This is a genomic window from Xanthomonas fragariae, from assembly GCF_900183975.1.
Classification (GTDB): domain Bacteria; phylum Pseudomonadota; class Gammaproteobacteria; order Xanthomonadales; family Xanthomonadaceae; genus Xanthomonas; species Xanthomonas fragariae.
In genome coordinates this window covers 866,331-884,749 of sequence record NZ_LT853882.1, presented here as the reverse complement: position 1 = coordinate 884,749, position 18,419 = coordinate 866,331, and the positions used below count along the sequence as shown (strand labels likewise).

Here is an 18,419-nt window from a genome sequence, read left to right as displayed (position 1 = left end):
TTAGTCGTCCCTGAAAAATCCCCTTCAAGCGCCAAGTGCCGTCGGTGACAGCGGCGCGGTACTCAAGGATGACCATCCCATCGCCCGCATCCAGGCACGCAAAAACGCGATCCAGCGCAGCAGCCAGCGCAGGTTGTAGCCGGCCGCGCAGCCGAGCACGTGCAGCGCATCGCCTTGGGCACCTTTCAGCCTGCAGCGACGCAACCGGCAGTCGTCTTTCAGATGTCCGATCACCGGCTCCACCGCCTGCCGTCGCTTGATCCAGCGCCATTGCCGTCGCGTCAGCGTCTTGGCCTTGCCGCGATGCAGGACCTGCACGCCATCGACTTCGCGCCCGCGATCGCTCAGGTCCACGATCGCCACCGTCGGTTCTACGCTCACATCCTGCAGCAACCCGCGTGTCTGCTCCAACTGCTCGGCCAAGGTATCGCCGTCGTACGGGTTGCCCGGGAAGCTGTGCGCACCCACGACCAATCCCTTGCAGGCGGTGACCGCAATGCCGACCTTGACGCCGAATTCGTACGCTTGACGCGCCTTGCCCTTGCCGATGCATTCCACTTCCGGGGCATGCAATGCGTAGAGTTTTTGTTTGTCCTTCGGACGCTGCGTGTACAGCCGTTGCGCACGTTCCAGCCAGACAACGATGCGCTCGCGCACGCCGGTGTTTACCTGATCGAGTTTGCGTTGGATGTCGCGCATGAGCCGTCCCAGCACTGTGCGTTGACGTCGCAGGACGCGCCGCATCCGCTTGAACTGGCGCGCATGCGCATACCGACCTGCCTTGCGGCTCAGGGCCGGGCCTTGCCGCGCGTAGCTCTGCCGCAATCCGATGCCGTGCCGCTTGGCCAGTAACACCAGCTTCTTGCGTGCCACCTCCAGCAAACGGCTGTCGGTCGGATAGGCGATCGCCTTTTCCTGCACCGTGGTGTCCACGATCACCCGCGACAACCGCGTGCGTCCACCGCCTGCATCGCATGCGCGGCGTTGATGGTGTGCGCCAACAGCTCTTCCATCCCGGCCTCACCCAGGCGCTACCGCCAGCGCGTCAGCGAGCTGGCATCGCACGGCAAACGCGTCTGGAACACGACCTCACCGGTGAAGAACTGCCAGTACGGATTTTCCAGCCAGCACTCGCACACCGCTTCATCGGACAGGTCGTAGGCGTGTTTGAGGTAGAGCAAACCGGCAATCAGCCGCACCGGCAATGCCGGCCGACCGCCACCGGCCTGGGTGGCCGGCAAGCGCGATGAAAGTGCTTGCTCCAACGCCGCCCACGGCATCTGTTGGCTCAGCCGCGCCAGCGGATGACGCAGATCGATCTGGTTCTCCAGCCGCGAACGAAACAACTCGTCGGCAAGCATGTGCTCGGCAGCAGGACGGCGTGTACGCATGACTAAAAATTGCCAGAAACCAGCCTTCAGCGTAGCGAACACCGGTAGTTTTGGCACGCCGGTGCAGACATCAAGGCCTTGCGGTCGTTGGGTGGTTGGGGTTTTTCAGGGGCGACCAATTCCCTACCCCGAGGAGATTGGACGTGAAGAAGCGTTTTACCGAAGAGCAGATCATTGGCTTCCTGCGTGAGGCCGAAGCAGGCGTGGCGATCAAAGACCTGTGCCGGCGCCATGGCTTCAGTGAGGCCTCGTACTACCTGTGGCGCAGCAAGTTCGGCGGAATGAGCGTGCCCGATGCCAAGCGACTCAAGGACCTTGAGTCCGAAAACGCGCGGCTGAAGAAGTTGTTGGCCGAGCAGCTGTTCGAGAACGACCTGATCAAGGATGCGCTGCGAAAAAAGTGGTGAGCGCACCGGCGCGTCGTGCGCTGGTGCGCGAGTGGATCGGGTGCGGTGCCAGCGAGCGTCGCGCCTTGGCGGCGATCGGCATGAGCGCCAGTGCGCTGCGCTATCGCCCGCGCGAAGACCGCAACGTTGAGCTACGCGAGCGCATTCTTGCGCTGGCGCATCGCCATCGCCGCTATGGCGTGGGGATGATCTATCTCAAACTGCGACAGGAAGGACGCGTCGTGAACTACAAGCGTGTGGAGCGGTTGTACCGCGAACAGCAGTTGCAGGTCCGGCGCCGCAGGCGCAAGAAGGTGCCGGTGGGCGAGCGCCAACCATTGTTGCGGCCATCGCAGGCCAACCAGGTGTGGTCGATGGACTTCGTGTTCGACCGCACTGTGGAAGGTCGGGTGATCAAGTGTCTGGTGATCGTGGATGACGCAACCCACGAAGCGGTCGCCATCGACGTGGAGCGCGCGATCTCGGGACACGGCGTTGCGCGCGTGCTGGACCGACTGGCACACAGCCGTGGCCTGCCGCAGATGATCCGCACCGAGCGCGAAGCCTGCCCTCGGGGCACAACGGCAAGGAGTTTTGCGGCATGGCGATGGTCGCCTGGGCGCACGCCCGTGGTGTGCAGCTACGGCTCATCCAGCCGGGCAAACCGAACCAGAACGCCTACGTTGAATCCTTCAACGGCCGGCCGCGCGACGAATGCCTCAACGAACACTGGTTCCCGACGTTGCTGCATGCACGCACCGAGATCGAGCGATGGCGACGCGGATACAACGAGGACCGACCCAAGAAAGCAATCGGCGGCATGACGCCGGCCGCTTATGCCCAACATCTGGCAAACACCGATATCATCAGGCCCGGACTCTAAACCCGGCCGCTACTCAGGGCGGGGGGACGTCGAGGACACGCAGGGACAGCGAGAAGGACACTGCAGTGCGGCATGATTTGAACGCAGTACAGATGGATGCAGGTCGAGCACTGTGTGCCACTGCGATGACAAGCACGCGTGTTTTTGACGCGTATATCCGTCGCACTAAGCTGCATCGACATCAAGCCGCATGCAGTGCGATCAGGCTATGCGATCAGAACAACTGAAGACCACGCGATGGAACATGGCGAAAAATCACCATTGAGAATGCAGGTACATTACGCTATAGGTCGGTGGCAAGCAGCTCATTCGATCGATGCGACACCGCACATGCGCGCGTTGTGATGAGATCCATTGCAGACCACAGCACAGATGGCACCAACTACACCAAAGCACACCCATCAGCACATGCTGATTGCGCTCAAGAAAACCCTTCGAAGAACAATTCGATCGCCATCACCAACGCATCCTCGCGCCCGGTGTTAGATGGGTAGTAGCGCGGGCGCCGCCCGATTTCGTTGAAGCCTTCGGAATGGTAGAGCGCGATCGCCGACGGATTGGATGGCCGCACTTCCAGAAACGCACGCCGTGCACCGCGATCGCAGGCGCCCTTGATCAGCGCGCGCAACAGCACGCGACCATGGCCTTGCGATTGCGCCTCCGGTGCGATGCAGACGTTGAGCACATGCGCCTCGTCGGCGGCGATGCTGATCACGCCATAGCCGATGACCTGCCCGTCCTGCTCCATCACCCAGCCGGGATAGCCGGCCTGCAGACAGTCGCGAAAGATGTTGCGCGTCCACGGAAACGGATAGGCGCGATGCTCAATCTCCATCACCACATCCAGATCGCTCTCGCGCAGTGCGCGCAGTGCGGTGGGCTGATGGGTTACGTTCAATGCGCTCACGCCGAATGCGAACGGCGCCGCAGCGCACGCAGCTGCGGCCACAGCGCGCGCTTGGCGGCCGGATTACCACGCAGATCGGCCAGCGGCCAGGACGCCATCAAGGCTTGGGTGTCCGGGTCGCCCGGATTGCAGCCAGAGGCACGAAGCAACGCCATCTGCAGACGATCCGGCATGCCGACACGACTGCGCCGCTGTGGCGCAGCAGCCTGAGTCGTATGGACAGCACGCGGCGCCCCGGCCCGCCCAGCCGGGGCCGGGGCCGTGCGGCGTACGACAGGGGCAGCGACAGACGCAGAGTGCGGCACTCGTTCCAGCCGTGCAGGTGCGGATGCCGGTGCGCTGTCGACCACATCGACAGGTGCAGGCAAGGCATCGACCGCATCGCGATCCAGATACACGGTGTGCCCCAAGGCTTGCAGATACGACACCTGCAAATCGGACCACATCAGCTCGGACGCCATCTCACTCATGACCACTCGCTCATAACAGCTCGCTCATGACAGCCCGATCATGGCAACTCGGGCGTGCGCCGCCAGCGCCGCCACAGCCACATCAGCGGGCCGGACAGCGCATACAGCATGCCGATTACCAGCAACGAACGGGCCAGATCGATCACCAGCAGCGCGATCACCACCGTAGCGACGGCCAGTGCAAGAAACGGCACGCGGTCGGCGCGCGGACCACGCGCACCGCCCTTGAAGCTCCAGAAACGGATCCGGCTAACCATCAGCAAGGCAGACACCACTGTGATTGCCAACGCCAGGTAGCGCAGCTGTGCTCCATCGAAACCCAGGCTGTCGTCGGCAAATGCCCAAACGAAGGCCATCATCAAGCCGGCCGCAGCCGGGCTGGCCAGGCCGATGAACCAACGCTTGTCGACCACTCCCACCTGGGTGTTGAAACGCGCCAGCCGCAGCGCCGCGCAGGCCGCATACAAAAAGGCAGCCGACCAACCGACCCGGCCCATCACATTGCTGTCGTACTTCAGCGCCGATAGCGACCAGTGGTACATCACTAGTGCCGGGGCCATGCCGAAGCTGACCAGATCGGCCAGCGAGTCGTACTGCACGCCGAATTCGCTGCTGGTATTGGTCAGGCGCGCGACCCGGCCGTCCAGCCCGTCCATCACCGCAGCCACGAACACCGCCATGGCCGCCTGGACGAATTGCCCATTGGCGGCGGCAATGATGGCGTAGAAACCGGAAAACAGCCCGGCGGTGGTGAACAGGTTCGGCAGCAGGTAAATCGTGCGCGAGCGCGGAGGCGGTCTCATTTCATCCATGCGACAAGTGTAGGGCCTGAGGTCCGTCCGGCGGTAGCGCGCCCTTCATCCTTCCAGTGCCACAGCGCCAGATCACTTGCCAGGGCAGGCCATGGATGCTGCAATTGTCGGGGGAATCATCCAGGGGAAGCCACATGCAGTTGTCGTTCAGGCTTTGCGGCCTGTTGATGCTGGTCAGCGCCGCCGCCGGCGCGACCGATCTCTATAAGTGGAAAGACGCCAAGGGCGTGACCCACTACACCGAAACCCCGCCGCCGAGAGGCCAGCGTTACGAAGCGCGCCGCATCGACGCCCGAGCCGGCACCGCAGCCACGCCGGAGACTGCCGCGCCCGAATCGGCCGACTGCCTCACCGCACGCCGCAACCTGGAACTGCTCAGCGGCAAGGGCGAAGTCACCATTGGCCCCGGCACCGACGGCAAGCCGGGCGCCTCGCTGGATCCTGAGGCCCGCGCCGCCCAGCGCAATCTTGCCGAGGCTGCCGCCAAGGCCTATTGCACGCCTGCGGAGGGCGGTGGCCCGGCCACCTGAGTCCGAAGCGGCCAACCACACGTAGCGAGCAGCCGTGGTGGGTGGACGATGCGGACGAACTGCTGCCTACACGTGGTACATGCCGGTTTCCAGCACCGGCCGCGCCAGACCGCCGACCATGCAGTCGTTGCGTCAGGGAACCTCTGAACAATTCATGGCGTAGCGAGTGAACTTGGAATGTTGCTCAAACGCGGCGATTTTCCATGCTTGAAAATTAAGCATTTACCCGTCGCGGCGTTCGCCACAGTTGTCGATCGAAGGCGCATGGACGAGTCGTTCAAAGCTTCCTTCGTGTGCTTAGCCAGACCGATCACGCACCGGCCCTTCCCGCCCTGCCGCGACCGCGCAACGCCGTCGGCGATGACCGGCAAGACACAACACTGGCAAACTAGCAGCTTTCCGCCCAAGCGAAGCCCGATGCGTCTTTCCCAGTTCCACCTGCACACCACCAAGGAAACCCCGGCCGACGCCGAGCTGGTCAGCCACCGTCTGATGCTGCGCGCGGGCATGATCCGCAAGCTGGCCTCAGGGCTATACACCTGGTCGCCGTTGGGCCTGCGTGTGCTGCGTAAGGTCGAGGCCATCGTGCGCGAGGAGATGAACCGCGCCGGGGCGCTGGAAGTGCTGTTCCCCACCATCCAGCCGCGCGAGCTGTGGGACGCTACCGGCCGTTGGGAAAAGTTCGGCGGGCAGCTGCTCAAGATCAAGGACCGCAAGGAGCAGGAATTCTGCTACAGCCCGACCGCCGAAGAAGCCGCAGCCGAGTTCGCGCGCCAGGAGATCAACAGCTACAAGCAGCTGCCGCTGAACTTCTATCAGATCCAGACGAAGTTCCGCGATGAGATCCGCCCGCGCTTCGGTGTGATGCGCGCGCGCGAATTCCTGATGAAGGACGCCTATTCGTTTCATCTTACCGATGCGGATATGGCGCGCGAATACGACAACATGAAGGCGGCCTACCACCGCATCTTTACCCGCCTGGGGCTGGACTTCCGCGCTGTGCAGGCCGACTCCGGCGCGATCGGCGGCGACGCCTCGCAGGAATTCCACGTCATTGCCGAATCCGGCGAAGACTCGCTAGCGTTCTCCACCGGCTCCGATTACGCGGCCAATGTGGAAACCGCCAGCGCTGCATCGCCTGCTGCGCGCCCGGATGCTGGCGAGACAATGCGTCAGGTCGAAACCCCCACCCAGAAAACCTGCGAAGACGTCGCCCAGCTGCTCGGCATCGCGCTGCAGCGTACGGTCAAGTCGGTGGCGGTAATGACGGCGGCCGGCTTCGTGCTGGTGCTGGTGCGTGGCGATCACGCAGTCAACGAGATCAAGCTGGGCAAGGTCGCAGGCATGGCCGACTACCGCCTCGCCAACGAAACCGAAATCCGCGAGCACCTGGGTTGCGAACCCGGCTTCTTGGGACCGATGAACACCGCGCGCCCGGTGCGCGTGGTCGCTGATCGCGATGTCGCCGCGTTGGCTGATTTCGTGGTTGGCGCCAATGTGTCCGGCGCGCATCTGGTTGGCGTCAACTGGGGCCGTGACCTGCCGGAACCGGAAACCGTGGCCGATGTGCGCAACGTGGTCGAAGGCGAGCGCGCGGCCGATGGCGGCGAACTGCGCTTGGCCCGCGGCATCGAAGTAGGCCATGTGTTCCAGCTCGGCAGCCAGTACGCGCAGGCGCTGCAGGCCACCGTGATCGACGAGAACGGCAAGGTCGCGGTGATGAAGATGGGCTGCTACGGCATCGGTATTTCGCGCATCGTGGCTGCGGCTATCGAACAAAACCACGATGACGCCGGCATTGTCTGGCCCGCGCCGATGGCGCCGTGGCAGCTGGTGGTGTGCGTAATCAACCCCAAGCAGGACGCGCAGGTGATTGCCGCGGCCCAGGCATTGCTGGACGAATTGATCGCCGCCGGCATCGATGCGGCGCTGGACGACCGCGGGCTGCGCCCGGGCGCCATGTTTGCCGATATGGAACTGTTGGGCATTCCGCATCGGGTGGTCGTCTCAGAACGCGGAGTGGCGGCAGGCACATTTGAATATCGCGCCCGTACCGCCGATACGGCAGAAAACCTGGATAAGGCCGGGTTATTCTCCCGCTTGGGCCGTTGATCAAACCGCCTGGAGCCGCTTCAATTGGATGAACACAACACGCCGAATTATTTGGGTGCATTTGTCACCCAGGTTTTCTGACATTATGATGGTCAGCAGTGCCACGGACCGGCTTTCTTTTCCCCTCATCTTCCGGAGTAGTGATGTCGATCGATCTTAGCGGCCTGTCGGCCAAGCAGTTGGTTGCATTGATCAAAAATGCAAAGAAGCAGCAGACCGCGGTTGCCAAGCGCACCCCGATTGCCAAGGTCCGCACTCAGCTGACCCGCGCTGCAAAAGCCCAGGGTTATTCCATTGAAGAGTTGTTTGGCGCTTCCGCCAGTGCAGGCCCGGGTCGTCCGCCCGCTGCCAGCAAGCCGGGTCCGCGCGCTGGCCGCAAACTGGGCAAGGTTCCGCCGAAGTATCGCAACCCTGCCAATCCCCAGGAAGCCTGGACCGGCCGTGGCAAGCAGCCGCGCTGGCTGGCCGAGCTGACCGCCGCCGGCAAGAAGGTGGAAGACTTTCTGATCAACAAGGCTGGCGCCAAGAAGGCACCGGCAAAGAAGACCTCGCTGCGGAAAGCCGCCACCAAGCGCGCCACCAAGAAGTCTAAGGCCGCTTGATTCAAACCAATAAAAACGCCGGCAATCCCGGCGTCTTTATTGCGCTCTGTTTCTGCCCGTCATAAATTCTTACGGGCCGGAATCAGCAGATTGCCAAACAGCAACCCGGCCATCAGCGCCATCACAATATTGGTGACCGCCAACAGCGCATTTTGTCCGACGCTGACATCTTGTTGCTGCACCAGAGCCAACAAGCCACGCAGACTGACGCTACCAGGAACCAGCATGATGATGCCGGGTAATCGGATCAGCGCACCTGGTTTGTGCACCACCCGCCCAAACAGATTCCCGGCGGCCGTCAATGCCATGGCTGAGGCAAATACACCGGCCGGACCACCCCAGGCATGTCCTGCATGACGCGCAATGACATAACCGGACATAGCCGCCGCCATTACCCATAAATAATCGCGCCGACTGGCTTTGAACAACACAGCAAACGCGTAGGCGGCCACTAGCAGCGAAGCCCATTCCACCCAGTCGGCCTGCGGTCGCGACGCGGTTACCTGCGGATGCAAGCCTACCAATTGGGTCAGCGTCACCGCAATCACCGCGCCGACGGTGAGCTTGAGCACTGTGGTCACCGCACCGGCCAAGCGCGCGGTGCCGGACACCCAATGCTGGCTGGCCAACTCGTTGAACGCATTGGTCAAAGACATGCCCGGCAGCAGCACCACCAGCGAGGCAATGATCACCGTATTGAGGTTCAGCGGCCCGAGCAGCGAGGCCACCACCGCTGCCACCACACCGGCCAGCAAGCCGGCCAGTGCTTCACCAGCCTCTCTGGTCGCCGCGCGCTTGTCGGTGTATTGGGTCAGCAAGCCGATCGACATGCCGATCGCACCGGCGGTGGCGATATCCAGCCATGGTAGCTTCCATAACCCGGCCACGCCGGCTGCGGCCAGCCCGAATGCCAGTACCTGCATGGTCTTGCCGCGTCGATCTAGCTCGCCGTCCAGCCGCCGCAGCGCGGTGTGGCCCTGCGCGATGCTCATGCGCCCATTGGCCACACTGTCGGCCACGTAATCGGCCACGCTGAGCTTGTAAAGGTCGTTTTCGCCTGGGGCCAGCCGAATTACGCGGGTGATGTCGCTGGAGCCGATCACCTTGGTCGGGTCGCTGAAGCTCAAAATAATGCCGGTGGGATTGGACAAGGGCTCACAGTCCAGACCCAGCTTCTGCGACAAACCGATCACCGCGGCCTCAAGACGCTGCGAGGTGGTGCCATAGGAATGCAGGCGCCCGGCGATTTCCGAGACAAAGGCGACGCGCTGGGCGTAGGTAGCGCTGACGGACTGGAGGACGATGGTGGCAGCGGACATGCGTGGCGAGTCGGATCGGAGAAACGCCTTCTGGCGAGACTGTCAGTGTATGCCGCTGCGCGCGCAGCCGGCGTTCTGAATGGCAGTACAACGCACGGGCTGAGAAGCGCCCCCAACATTTGCTCACGCCAGCCGCTGTATGCTGGAGCTACGGACAGGCCCCAAATGATCAAGCCGCAACCTCCACGCATCGAACAAGACTCGCAAGATCACGCACAGGTCCGCCTCGCTGGCAGTTGGGTCCTTGCGACCGCTCTGCCCCAGGCAGAGCTGCTGCAGGCCGTGCCCGATGGCGTTCGGCGCATCGACGCGCGTGGCATCAGGCAACTGGATTCGGCCGGCGTGCTGCAATTGCTGCGCTTCGCCAGCCGTATGGGCTTGAAGGAAGACGCGATCGATTTCCGCGATGAGCACCAGGCACTGGTGTGCACCATCGAGGAACTCAACGACGAGCGCCCCAAGCCTAAGCGCGATTACGGCTTTGTCGCCGCGCTGGATCGCCTGGGCCGCGCCACCCATGGGGTGGGCAAGGACATCCTGGAACTGAACAGTTTCCTAGGCGAGAACCTGGTCAAGATCATGCGGCTGATCCACGAGCCGCGCCGCTTCCGCCTGACCTCCACCGTGCACCACATGGAGCAAGTCGGCCTGGATGCGGTGCCGCTGGTGGTGCTGCTGTCGTATCTGGTTGGCGCGGTGATCGCGTTCCTGGGCTCGACCATCCTGCGCGACTTCGGCGCGGAAATCTATGTGGTGGAACTGGTCTCCATCGCCTTCCTGCGCGAATTCGCCGTGCTGCTGACCGCAATTGTCTTGGCCGGCCGAACTGCTAGCGCCTTTACTGCGCAAATCGGTGCGATGAAATCGCGCGAGGAAGTGGATGCGATCCGCACCCTGGGCCTGGACCCGATCGACCTGTTGGTAATCCCGCGCTTGCTCGCCTTGATCCTGACCCTTCCGTTGCTGACCTTCATCGCGATGATCGCCGGCCTGGCCGGTGGCGTGACGGTGGGCGCATTCGATCTGGATATTCCGCCGCAGATGTATCTGGCGCGCATGAACGACACCATCCAGTTGCGACATTTCCTGGTCGGCTTGTCGAAGGCACCGTTGTTTGCGGTGGTGATCGGACTGATCGGCTGCCTTGAAGGTTTGAAGGTCAGTGGCACCGCGCAGTCGGTCGGCGAGCGCACCACCTCGGCGGTGGTGCAGACGATTTCCCTGGTCATCATCCTCGACGCGATCGCAGCGCTGTGGTTTATGAAGATGGGGTGGTGAGGTGAGGGAGGGATTGGGCATTCGCAATCTGAGATTAGCCAAAGCGGGCGCGTGCACCGTGCCCCGACATATGGGGAATGCGCTGTGACTCATCCCGAATCCCCAATCACCCATCCGGAGATCGACACCGACGACGAACTGGCCATTTCCGTGCGCGGGCTGACCAACCGCTTCGGCAGCCAGACAGTGCATGAGGACCTGGACCTGGACGTGCGCCAGGGCGAGATCCTCGGCGTGGTCGGCGGCTCGGGCACCGGCAAGTCGGTGTTGATGCGCAGCATCCTGGGCCTGCGCGAGCCTGATGCAGGCAGCATCTATGTGCTGGGTGCGGATGCGCGCTCCGGCCGCTTCGCCGACCGCCAGCACATCACCCGCAACACCGGCGTGCTGTTTCAGGACGGCGCGTTGTTCTCGTCGATGACGGTCGGTGAGAACGTGCAGGTGCCGCTAAAAGAACATCACGGCGAGTTCCCGGAGCGCTGGCATTTCGAGCTGGCGCTGCTGAAGATCAAGCTGGCAGGCTTGCCGGCCGACGCGCTGGACAAGCTGCCGTCGCAATTGTCCGGCGGCATGCGCAAACGTGCGGGCCTGGCGCGTGCGCTGGCACTGGACCCGCCGCTGCTGTTCCTGGACGAGCCAACCGCCGGGCTGGACCCGATCGGCGCAGCCGCCTTCGACCGGTTGATCCGGACCTTGCAGCAGGCACTGGGCCTGACCGTGTTCTTGATCACCCACGACCTGGATACGCTATACGCCATCTGCGACCGCATCGCGGTGCTGGCCGATCGCAAGGTCATCGCCAACGCGCCGCTGGCCGAGGTCGAACAGATTGATCACCCCTGGATCCAGGAATATTTCCACGGTCCGCGCGCGCGCGCCGCACGCGCGGCCAAGATCGACTCCACCGAGACCGCCTGAGCATGGAAACCAAAGCCAATTACGTCCTGATCGGCGCCTTCACCATCGTAGCGGGCCTGGCCCTGCTGCTGTTCGGTCTTTGGGCGGCCAAATACTCCTCCGACCGCACCTGGCAGCAATACCGGGTGGTATTCCGAGAGGCGGTGACCGGCCTGTCGGTTGGTAGCCCCGTGCAATACAACGGCATCGCAGTCGGCTCGATCACCGAGCTGACGCTGGCGCCGAACGACCCGCGTCAAGTAGTCGCGCATGTGCGGGTCAACTCCACCACGCCGATCAAGAGCGACACCCGCGCCAAGCTGGCGATCACCAGCCTGACTGGCCCGTCGATCATCCAGCTCTCCGGCGGCACGCCCGAAGCGCCGTCGCTGACCACCCTCGACAAAAGCGATGCACCGATCATCCAGACCACGCCGTCGGCGCTGCAAAACATCACCGACATCGCTAACCGCATCGTCGAGCGCATGGATCAGATGCTGTCGGACAAAAACGTCGCCAGCATCACTGCCACCTTGCAGAACCTGGAAAAGATCAGCGGCGGCATCGCCGATCGTGACGAGGGCATGCAGGCGCTGATCGTCAGCGCGCGCAATGCCGCGCGCAATCTCGACACCACCCTGACCACCACCAACGGCACCATCAAGCGGCTGGATCAGAATCTGGTACAGCAGCTGCCGGGCATCTTGGAGAAGCTCGATGCCACGTTGGTCAAGCTGGATTCTGCAGCCGGCAACGCCGACAACATCCTTGGCGAGAACCGCGCGGCCATCAATAGTTTTGCCAATGACGGACTAGGCCAGCTCGGCCCCACACTTACCGAATTGCGCGGCCTGATCCGCGACCTGCGCCGGGTCAGCGACAAACTGGACAACAACCCTGCGCGCTACCTGCTCGGCCGCGATGCACCGAAGGAGTTCGAACCGAAATGACTGCCATGCGCCTGTTACGTCCCTTGTTGAGCGTCTCGTTACTGGCGCTGGGCGGCTGCTCGGCCCTGACCGGCGGCGACCAGAAACCGGCCACGATCTACGCCCCCAACGTGCGGGTCGCCCCGAATCCCGCCTGGCCGCAGGTGACCTGGCAGCTGTCGGTCTCCAAGCCCAGCTCGGCGCGCGTCATCGACAGCCCGCGCATCAATGTGCGCCCGACCCCGGGCGAGTTGCAGGTGTATCACGGCGCCGGCTGGGCACAACCGGCCACCGACATGCTGGAAGACAGCGTGGTGCGCGCGTTCGAGGATTCCGGCAAAATCGCCGCGGTCGCGCGCATCGGCATCGGCATTCGCTCGGACTACAGGCTGGCGATCGACCTGCGCCGCTTCGAGTCCGACTATGCCGGCCAGTCGCTGCCGTCGGCTACCATCGAACTCAACGCCAAACTGCTGCACGCCTCCGATCAACGCGTGGTGGCCTCGCGCACCTTCCTGGTCGCGCGCCCGTCCAGTGGCACCGATATTGCTGCGGTTGCGGCGGCATTCGAACAGGCGATGACGCAGGTCACGACCGAACTGGTCGGTTGGACCTTGATTACCGGGCAGCATGACACCGAACGCTTGCCGCGTTCGCTGTAACAGCGAGAGCCAACCTAGCGCTCGGGGACGCGCAGCGCAATCTGGCGAAACGTCAGATTGATGCGCTCGCCGATCGGCTTTGCGGTGCGCGGCAAGGCATGTCGGTAATGTCGCTGGGTGTCGCCGCCCATCAGCAATAGATCGCCATGCCCCAACTCCAGCGTCTGCTTCAACGTAGCATCGTCGCGATGTTTGAACGCGAAGCGGCGCATCGCGCCCAGGCTCAATGACGCAATCAGCGGTTGCGGCCCCAGCTCCGGCTCGTCGTCGCTATGCCAGCCCATCGCATCGCTGCCGCCACGGTAGCGATTGACCAGCACGCTGGAACCAATACCCGGTCTCCTTCTGCAGGCGCGTACGTAATGGCTGCAGCACCTCCAGCCACGGCTGCGGCGCGAATTGCGTGCCCGAATAGCGATAGCTCGCCTGCGGATCGCCGATCCAGCTGCTCAAGCGCGGCGAATCCACGAGCCGTCCAAAAATACAGATGCGGTGCACGTCCCATTGCACCTGCGCCAGCAACACCTGCATCAGTGCATCGGCCTGCGTGCCCTGCAACCAACCGCGACACCAACTGATCTCCGCCCCAGGCAGTGCAACGCGCATCTTCATGCCTGAAACGCTAGCACGTGCGCGCTCAGCCGTGCCGATGGCAGAGGATGAATCACCGCGATTTGCCGCCATCACACCGAATCCCGGAAAATGCCTGTCAGCCATCGAGCCAACGGGAGCGGAACAATGTCGGAAGCAGGAGTCGGCGCACGTGCGCCAGAGCCGGTCGAGCGCGACGTGATGGAGTACGACGTCGTCACCGTCGGCGCCGGCCCGGCCGGGCTGGCCTTTGCGATCCGGCTCAAGCAGCTCGATCCGACCATCAGCGTATGCGTGATCGAAAAATCCAGCATCATCGGCGCGCATATCCTGTCCGGCGCAGTGATCGAGCCCGGCCCGCTGGATGCCTTGTTGCCGGGCTGGCGCGACAACCCGCCGCCGATCTGCGTGGCCGCCACCGACGACGAATTCTGGTTTCTCGGCAAGGACAGCGCACGCAAGTTCCCGGTGGTGCCACCGGGCATGCGCAACCACGGTAACTTCATCGTCAGCTTGGGTGCGATGTGCGCGTGGCTCGCGCCAAAGGCCGAAGCGCTGGGCGTGGAAATCTACCCCGGCTTTGCCGCCGCCGAAACGTTGCATGACGACAGCGGTCAGGTGGTGGGCGTGCGCATCGGCGACATGGGCGTGGCCAAGGATGGATCGCACAAACCTGGCTACACGGCCGGCATCGACATCCGCGCCAGGGTCACCGTGCTGGCCGAAGGCGCACGCGGCCATCTGACCAAGCGCCTGCTCAAGCGGTTCGACCTGACTGCCGACTCCGACCCGCAGGGCTATTCGATCGGCATCAAGGAGCTGTGGCAGGTGCCCGAAGGCCGCGTCAGCCCCGGCAAGATCGTACACACGCTCGGCTGGCCGGCCGACAACCGCACCTACGGCGGCAGCTTTCTGTATCACTTGGACAACAACCAGATCGCGCTCGGCTACGTTAGCGGACTGGACTACAGCGACCCGAAATATCAGCCGTGGGAGGCCTTCCAGCAATGGAAGAACCATGCGCTGATCAAATCCCTGCTCGAAGGCGGCAGCATCCTCTCGGCCGGCGCTCGCGCAATCGTCACCGGCGGTTGGCAGTCGCTGCCGAAAGTGGAGATGCCCGGCGCCTTGCTGATCGGCGACACCGCCGGCCTGCTCAACGTTCCTAAGATCAAGGGCACCCACCAGGCGATCCGCAGCGGCATGCTGGCGGCCGAGCATCTGGTGCAATCGCAACTGGCAGCGCAAGGCTTCGATGCCACGCTGCGCGCCTCCGATGCAATGGCCGAGCTGAAGGAAGTGCGCAACATCAAGCCCGGCTTCAAGAAGGGCTTGTGGTTCGGCCTGCTAAATGCCGCCTGGGAAACCGCGCTCAAGGGCGCCTCGCCGTGGACGCTGAAAAACAAACCCGACTGGTCGGCCCTGCACAAGATCGGCGACTACGAGCAGCCCAAGCGCGACTACGGACAACGCGAGCTCGCACCACGCGATCGTCTGCAAGCGGTCTACTTCGCCGCCACCGAACACGATGAAGACCAGCCCGTGCATCTGCAGGTTCTCGACACCACGATCTGCGCCACACGCTGCGTCGCCGAATATGACAACCCCTGCACACGCTTCTGCCCGGCCAACGTTTACGAAATGGTCGCAGACGCCACCAGCCCCTCCGGCAAACGCCTGCAGATCAACGCCGCCAACTGTGTGCATTGCAAGACCTGCGACATCAAGGACCCCTACGAGATCATCAACTGGGTCACACCGGAGGGTGGTTCGGGCCCGAACTACCAGAATCTGTGACTAACAGGCATCGGAAATCCGCATGACCAGCCGTTTTTCCAAACTGCTGGTTGTGGCGCGTCGTTCGATCGCACTCCATGGCGGCGGGGTCTCAGGTGCGATGGCCGTCGCGCTCAGAGTGTTCAAGGTGATTCGCGCCCTGGGAGTGCGGGGGTTCCTGCAAAGGGTGCGGCTTGCGGGCAGCAGACGGTCAGCCGCGCCGCATCCATCTGACGAATATGTATTCGTCACACCTGTGCCGCTCTCGCACTTGCAGTTGAAGGTTGGCGTGATGGTGCACGTCTTCTATCCCGACCTGATCGATGAGTTGGCGCAAGCTCTGAAGCACATGCCGATCAGCTATGACTTGCTGGTGTCAGTGATGGATGAAGCAGCGGCCCGTCGGGCACGTGACCGCTTCTCCCGGCTACCGCATCTTGAGCAACTCGACGTGCGCATCGTTCCCAATCGTGGCCGTGACATTGCACCGCTATTGGTGACTTTCCGCGAGCAGATACTGGCGTTGGACATTGTCGGCCACCTGCACACAAAAAAATCAATGTACACGGGCAGCGAACAAGGCGATTGGCGGCGATATCTCATCTCGTCGCTGATGGGTAGCTCGGAGCGCATCGCCTGGCAATTAGGAATGTTCCAGGCCGAGCCACGGCTTGGAATGCTTTACCCGGAGAGTTACGCAGGGGTGCCCTTGTGGGCACATACATGGCTCAGTAACTTCGACGTCTGCCGCGAACTGGCGCAACGACTTGGATTCGATATTCACCCTTCGGACTACATCGACTTCCCGGCAGGATCGATGTTCTGGGCGAAGGTTGACGCATTGCGGCCATTGTACGCACTCGACCTTGAGCTCCAAGACTTTCCAGAAGAGCACGGCCAGATCGATGGCACAGTGCATCATGCAATGGAGCGCTTATTCGTTGCGATCGCACGGCAGCACCGTTATCGCATAGGGGTATTGCCTGCCGATGGCACGCTGGCGCTTAGTAGCGAAGGTGAGCGTAACTGGCAGGCTGCATTCGATACGCCGCTTGCTACCCAACTGACGCTTTCCTCTCTCCAGGCTCGGCTGGTATCGCTAGACATCTTCGACACCTTGGTGGTCAGGCCGTTTCTGTTTCCGGAAGGCGCACGCGCCTACCTTGCACACTTGATCGCACGCGACTTCGGCATAGAGAACTTTGTTGAACTGCGTGGGCTTGCCGAATCCAAGGCACGACACCAACACGGTGCCGATGTGGATTTGTCGGCCATCTACGTCACGCTTGCAACCCTTCCCGGTTCGCGGGCGCTCCCGATCAACGCGCTGCAAGCGATGGAAATTGCAGTCGAAGCCAAACTGCTACGTCCACGCCAAGGCGTGATCGCAGCGGTCGCACAATTGCAAAGACGCGGTGTCCGAATGGTTGCGCTATCGGACATGTACCTGGACAGCTCCACACTGCGGCAAATCCTTCCTGCAGAAGTCGCCGCTCTGCCGGCAGCGTGGTACGTGTCATGCGAGACCGGCTGGCGCAAAGATAATGACAGCGCATGGGAAAAGCTGCCTGAGGTAGAGACTGTGCCTCCCTCGCGGTGGCTGCATCTAGGCGACAACGAACACAGCGACATTCAACGTCCACAGATGCATAAATTTCTGACACCGGTACATGTGCTGCGGCCCTCAGTGTTGTTTGACGTGATTCCCGCCTTGCGTATGCTCAGGCCACCGTCCGGCTCGGCAACACGATGGCAAGACCAGTTATGGCTAGGCCTGTTGGCCAATCGATTCGCCGATATTGCCGACCGCAAACCGGAAGCGCTTGCGCCGCTTCCCACATTATCGCCCGCGTGCCTCGGCTACATAGTTCTCGGCCCACTGGTTTTGGATTATCTTGCTTGGCTGACTCGCCTGGCAAAACAACGCGATGTCGACACGATCTTGTTCTTGAGTCGGGAAGGCTATCTGCTGGAACAAGCATTCCAGCGACTGAGGCAAACCTCACAGGCGTTGAGCGGGTTGCACGGCAAGTATCTGCTTGCATCGCGCCGTGGAACTGGAACACCGTCTCTACATACGCTGGACGATCTTGCCCTGCTATTGGACAGTACCTATACAGGCACCTTGAAAGACCTGATAGAGGCCCGCCTGGGAATTTCTGCAGCAGAAATACTCGAGCGCCGATTGGGGCTTTTGACGATGCGGCGCGACGTGTATCTGCCCGAGATGCGCGGTGAACTCATGGAATTGATGGCTCCAGCTACAGATGATCTCCTCGAACTTGCCCGTCAGGAAAGACAAACGTACCTGCGCTACTGGAAGGAGATGACAGGCGATAACTCCGCATTGGTTGCAGATATCGGCTACTCCGGCAGCATTCAGGCCAATCTCACCAGATTGATAGGCCAGCCGCTGGGTGGCGCTTACTTTGCACTGACTGAACGCGCGACAAAAATCACTTCCGAAAGCTGGGCCGGAGCGCGCTATTTCGACGGACGCACAGAGAGCGATCCGACTCAGTCAATCATTCTGCGACACGATCTTCTGCTTGAGACTCTGTTAACTGCCCCATCGCCGCAGTTTTCGCACTTTACAGCAGGGGCCGATGCCTATCAGGCCGTTTATACGGATCAAGAAGTGTCGGCAACGCAGTGGGCAACGATCGCGCAAGTGCACGAAGGCGCCCTGGCGTTTATTGAAAACTTTTGCGACGTTGCGCAAGACGAAAGCTTCCTGTTGGAACTCGATCAAGTATCGATTCAGATCCCGCTGCAGTGCATCGGATCAGGGCGCTGGCAGGCTCCTTGGCTGGCAGAATTGCAACTCGAAGATCGCTTCACTGGACGTGGTGCAGTTTCAGCCGGATGACCAGA

General features: G+C 62.3%; 14 protein-coding genes and 4 pseudogenes. 12 read left to right on the top strand and 6 right to left on the bottom strand.

Going from position 1 to position 18,419, the window contains the following annotated elements; genetic code table 11:
* Positions 1-24: 24 nt before the first annotated feature.
* A pseudogene (locus tag PD885_RS04070) lies at positions 25-1,391 on the bottom strand (IS5 family transposase).
* Between the two features lie 143 nt (positions 1,392-1,534).
* Between PD885_RS04070 and PD885_RS22475 the strand changes: the two are divergent.
* The 3 genes and pseudogenes from PD885_RS22475 to PD885_RS22465 all read left to right on the top strand — a co-directional run.
* Positions 1,535-1,751 (top strand): annotated as a pseudogene (locus PD885_RS22475) (transposase); the annotation flags it as partial.
* A gap of 127 nt (positions 1,752-1,878) precedes the next feature.
* Positions 1,879-2,367, top strand: a pseudogene (locus tag PD885_RS22470) (DDE-type integrase/transposase/recombinase); the annotation flags it as partial.
* An 11-nt stretch (positions 2,368-2,378) separates the two neighbouring features.
* A complete protein-coding gene (locus PD885_RS22465; RefSeq protein WP_338063600.1) occupies positions 2,379-2,660 on the top strand; it encodes an integrase core domain-containing protein in 282 nt (93 codons plus the stop codon).
* Between the two features lie 421 nt (positions 2,661-3,081).
* Here the strand turns inward: PD885_RS22465 and rimI are convergent, their stop codons facing one another.
* From rimI to pssA, 3 genes are read right to left on the bottom strand one after another with little or no spacing between them, the layout of a single operon-like run.
* Positions 3,082-3,567, bottom strand: a complete 486-nt coding sequence (gene rimI, locus PD885_RS04060) for a ribosomal protein S18-alanine N-acetyltransferase (protein WP_002813943.1) — start codon at positions 3,565-3,567, stop codon at positions 3,082-3,084.
* On the bottom strand, positions 3,564-4,037 hold the full coding sequence (locus PD885_RS04055) for an alanine acetyltransferase (RefSeq protein ID WP_040763014.1): 474 nt from the start codon (positions 4,035-4,037) through the stop codon (positions 3,564-3,566). Before PD885_RS04055 ends, rimI begins: the two co-directional genes overlap by 4 nt.
* A gap of 38 nt (positions 4,038-4,075) precedes the next feature.
* Entirely contained in the window at positions 4,076-4,849 is a 774-nt protein-coding gene (gene pssA / locus PD885_RS04050) for a CDP-diacylglycerol--serine O-phosphatidyltransferase (RefSeq protein ID WP_002813948.1), read from the bottom strand.
* A 134-nt stretch (positions 4,850-4,983) separates the two neighbouring features.
* Here pssA and PD885_RS04045 point away from each other — a divergent pair, with 134 nt between their 5' ends.
* The 3 genes from PD885_RS04045 (at position 4,984) to PD885_RS04035 (ending at position 8,093) form a co-directional block, all read left to right on the top strand.
* The gene (locus PD885_RS04045) at positions 4,984-5,379 is read left to right on the top strand and encodes a DUF4124 domain-containing protein (protein ID WP_002813950.1); all 396 of its coding nucleotides are present in this window, start codon (positions 4,984-4,986) and stop codon (positions 5,377-5,379) included.
* 417 nt (positions 5,380-5,796) lie between these two features.
* Entirely contained in the window at positions 5,797-7,491 is a 1,695-nt protein-coding gene (locus tag PD885_RS04040) for a proline--tRNA ligase (protein WP_002813953.1), read from the top strand.
* A 143-nt stretch (positions 7,492-7,634) separates the two neighbouring features.
* A complete protein-coding gene (locus PD885_RS04035; protein ID WP_002813955.1) occupies positions 7,635-8,093 on the top strand; it encodes an H-NS histone family protein in 459 nt (152 codons plus the stop codon).
* A 59-nt stretch (positions 8,094-8,152) separates the two neighbouring features.
* On the opposite strand, the gene PD885_RS04030 is transcribed toward PD885_RS04035, so the two are convergent.
* Entirely contained in the window at positions 8,153-9,412 is a 1,260-nt protein-coding gene (locus PD885_RS04030; RefSeq protein ID WP_002813957.1) for a threonine/serine exporter family protein, read from the bottom strand.
* A 165-nt stretch (positions 9,413-9,577) separates the two neighbouring features.
* Here PD885_RS04030 and PD885_RS04025 point away from each other — a divergent pair, with 165 nt between their 5' ends.
* From PD885_RS04025 to PD885_RS04010, 4 genes are all read left to right on the top strand, one after another.
* Positions 9,578-10,690: an MlaE family ABC transporter permease gene (locus PD885_RS04025; RefSeq protein WP_002813964.1), complete on the top strand. Its 1,113-nt coding sequence runs from the start codon at positions 9,578-9,580 to the stop codon at positions 10,688-10,690.
* Between the two features lie 84 nt (positions 10,691-10,774).
* Complete coding sequence (locus PD885_RS04020; RefSeq protein WP_002813966.1) at positions 10,775-11,608, top strand: ABC transporter ATP-binding protein; 834 nt, start codon at positions 10,775-10,777, stop codon at positions 11,606-11,608.
* 2 nt (positions 11,609-11,610) lie between these two features.
* Positions 11,611-12,537, top strand: coding sequence for an MlaD family protein (locus PD885_RS04015; protein ID WP_002813968.1), 927 nt, complete (start codon positions 11,611-11,613; stop codon positions 12,535-12,537).
* The gene (locus PD885_RS04010; protein WP_002813970.1) at positions 12,534-13,178 is read left to right on the top strand and encodes an ABC-type transport auxiliary lipoprotein family protein; all 645 of its coding nucleotides are present in this window, start codon (positions 12,534-12,536) and stop codon (positions 13,176-13,178) included. Before PD885_RS04015 ends, PD885_RS04010 begins: the two co-directional genes overlap by 4 nt.
* Before the next feature lie 14 nt (positions 13,179-13,192).
* Here the strand turns inward: PD885_RS04010 and PD885_RS04005 are convergent.
* Positions 13,193-13,790: pseudogene (locus PD885_RS04005) on the bottom strand (alpha-ketoglutarate-dependent dioxygenase AlkB family protein).
* Between the two features lie 126 nt (positions 13,791-13,916).
* Between PD885_RS04005 and PD885_RS04000 the strand changes: the two are divergent.
* Positions 13,917-15,566 carry an electron transfer flavoprotein-ubiquinone oxidoreductase gene (locus tag PD885_RS04000; RefSeq protein ID WP_002813971.1) on the top strand — a complete coding sequence of 550 codons (1,650 nt, stop codon included), beginning with the start codon at positions 13,917-13,919 and terminating at the stop codon, positions 15,564-15,566.
* Between the two features lie 22 nt (positions 15,567-15,588).
* The gene (locus tag PD885_RS03995; protein ID WP_002813972.1) at positions 15,589-18,414 is read left to right on the top strand and encodes a rhamnan synthesis F family protein; all 2,826 of its coding nucleotides are present in this window, start codon (positions 15,589-15,591) and stop codon (positions 18,412-18,414) included.
* Positions 18,415-18,419 lie beyond the last annotated feature (5 nt).

Bases quoted from the DNA above. Each gene is read 5' to 3' on its own strand.
- PD885_RS04030 (WP_002813957.1), bottom strand. From the start codon at position 9,412: ATGTCCGCTGCCACCATCGTCCTCCAGTCCGTCAGCGCTACCTACGCC.
- PD885_RS04025 (WP_002813964.1), top strand. From the start codon at position 9,578: ATGATCAAGCCGCAACCTCCACGCATCGAACAAGACTCGCAAGATCAC.
- PD885_RS04055 (WP_040763014.1), bottom strand. From the start codon at position 4,037: ATGAGTGAGATGGCGTCCGAGCTGATGTGGTCCGATTTGCAGGTGTCG.
- PD885_RS04045 (WP_002813950.1), top strand. From the start codon at position 4,984: ATGCAGTTGTCGTTCAGGCTTTGCGGCCTGTTGATGCTGGTCAGCGCC.
- pssA (WP_002813948.1), bottom strand. From the start codon at position 4,849: ATGGATGAAATGAGACCGCCTCCGCGCTCGCGCACGATTTACCTGCTG.
- PD885_RS22465 (WP_338063600.1), top strand. From the start codon at position 2,379: ATGGCGATGGTCGCCTGGGCGCACGCCCGTGGTGTGCAGCTACGGCTC.
- PD885_RS03995 (WP_002813972.1), top strand. From the start codon at position 15,589: ATGACCAGCCGTTTTTCCAAACTGCTGGTTGTGGCGCGTCGTTCGATC.
- PD885_RS04000 (WP_002813971.1), top strand. From the start codon at position 13,917: ATGTCGGAAGCAGGAGTCGGCGCACGTGCGCCAGAGCCGGTCGAGCGC.
- PD885_RS04010 (WP_002813970.1), top strand. From the start codon at position 12,534: ATGACTGCCATGCGCCTGTTACGTCCCTTGTTGAGCGTCTCGTTACTG.
- PD885_RS04035 (WP_002813955.1), top strand. From the start codon at position 7,635: ATGTCGATCGATCTTAGCGGCCTGTCGGCCAAGCAGTTGGTTGCATTG.
- PD885_RS04040 (WP_002813953.1), top strand. From the start codon at position 5,797: ATGCGTCTTTCCCAGTTCCACCTGCACACCACCAAGGAAACCCCGGCC.
- PD885_RS04015 (WP_002813968.1), top strand. From the start codon at position 11,611: ATGGAAACCAAAGCCAATTACGTCCTGATCGGCGCCTTCACCATCGTA.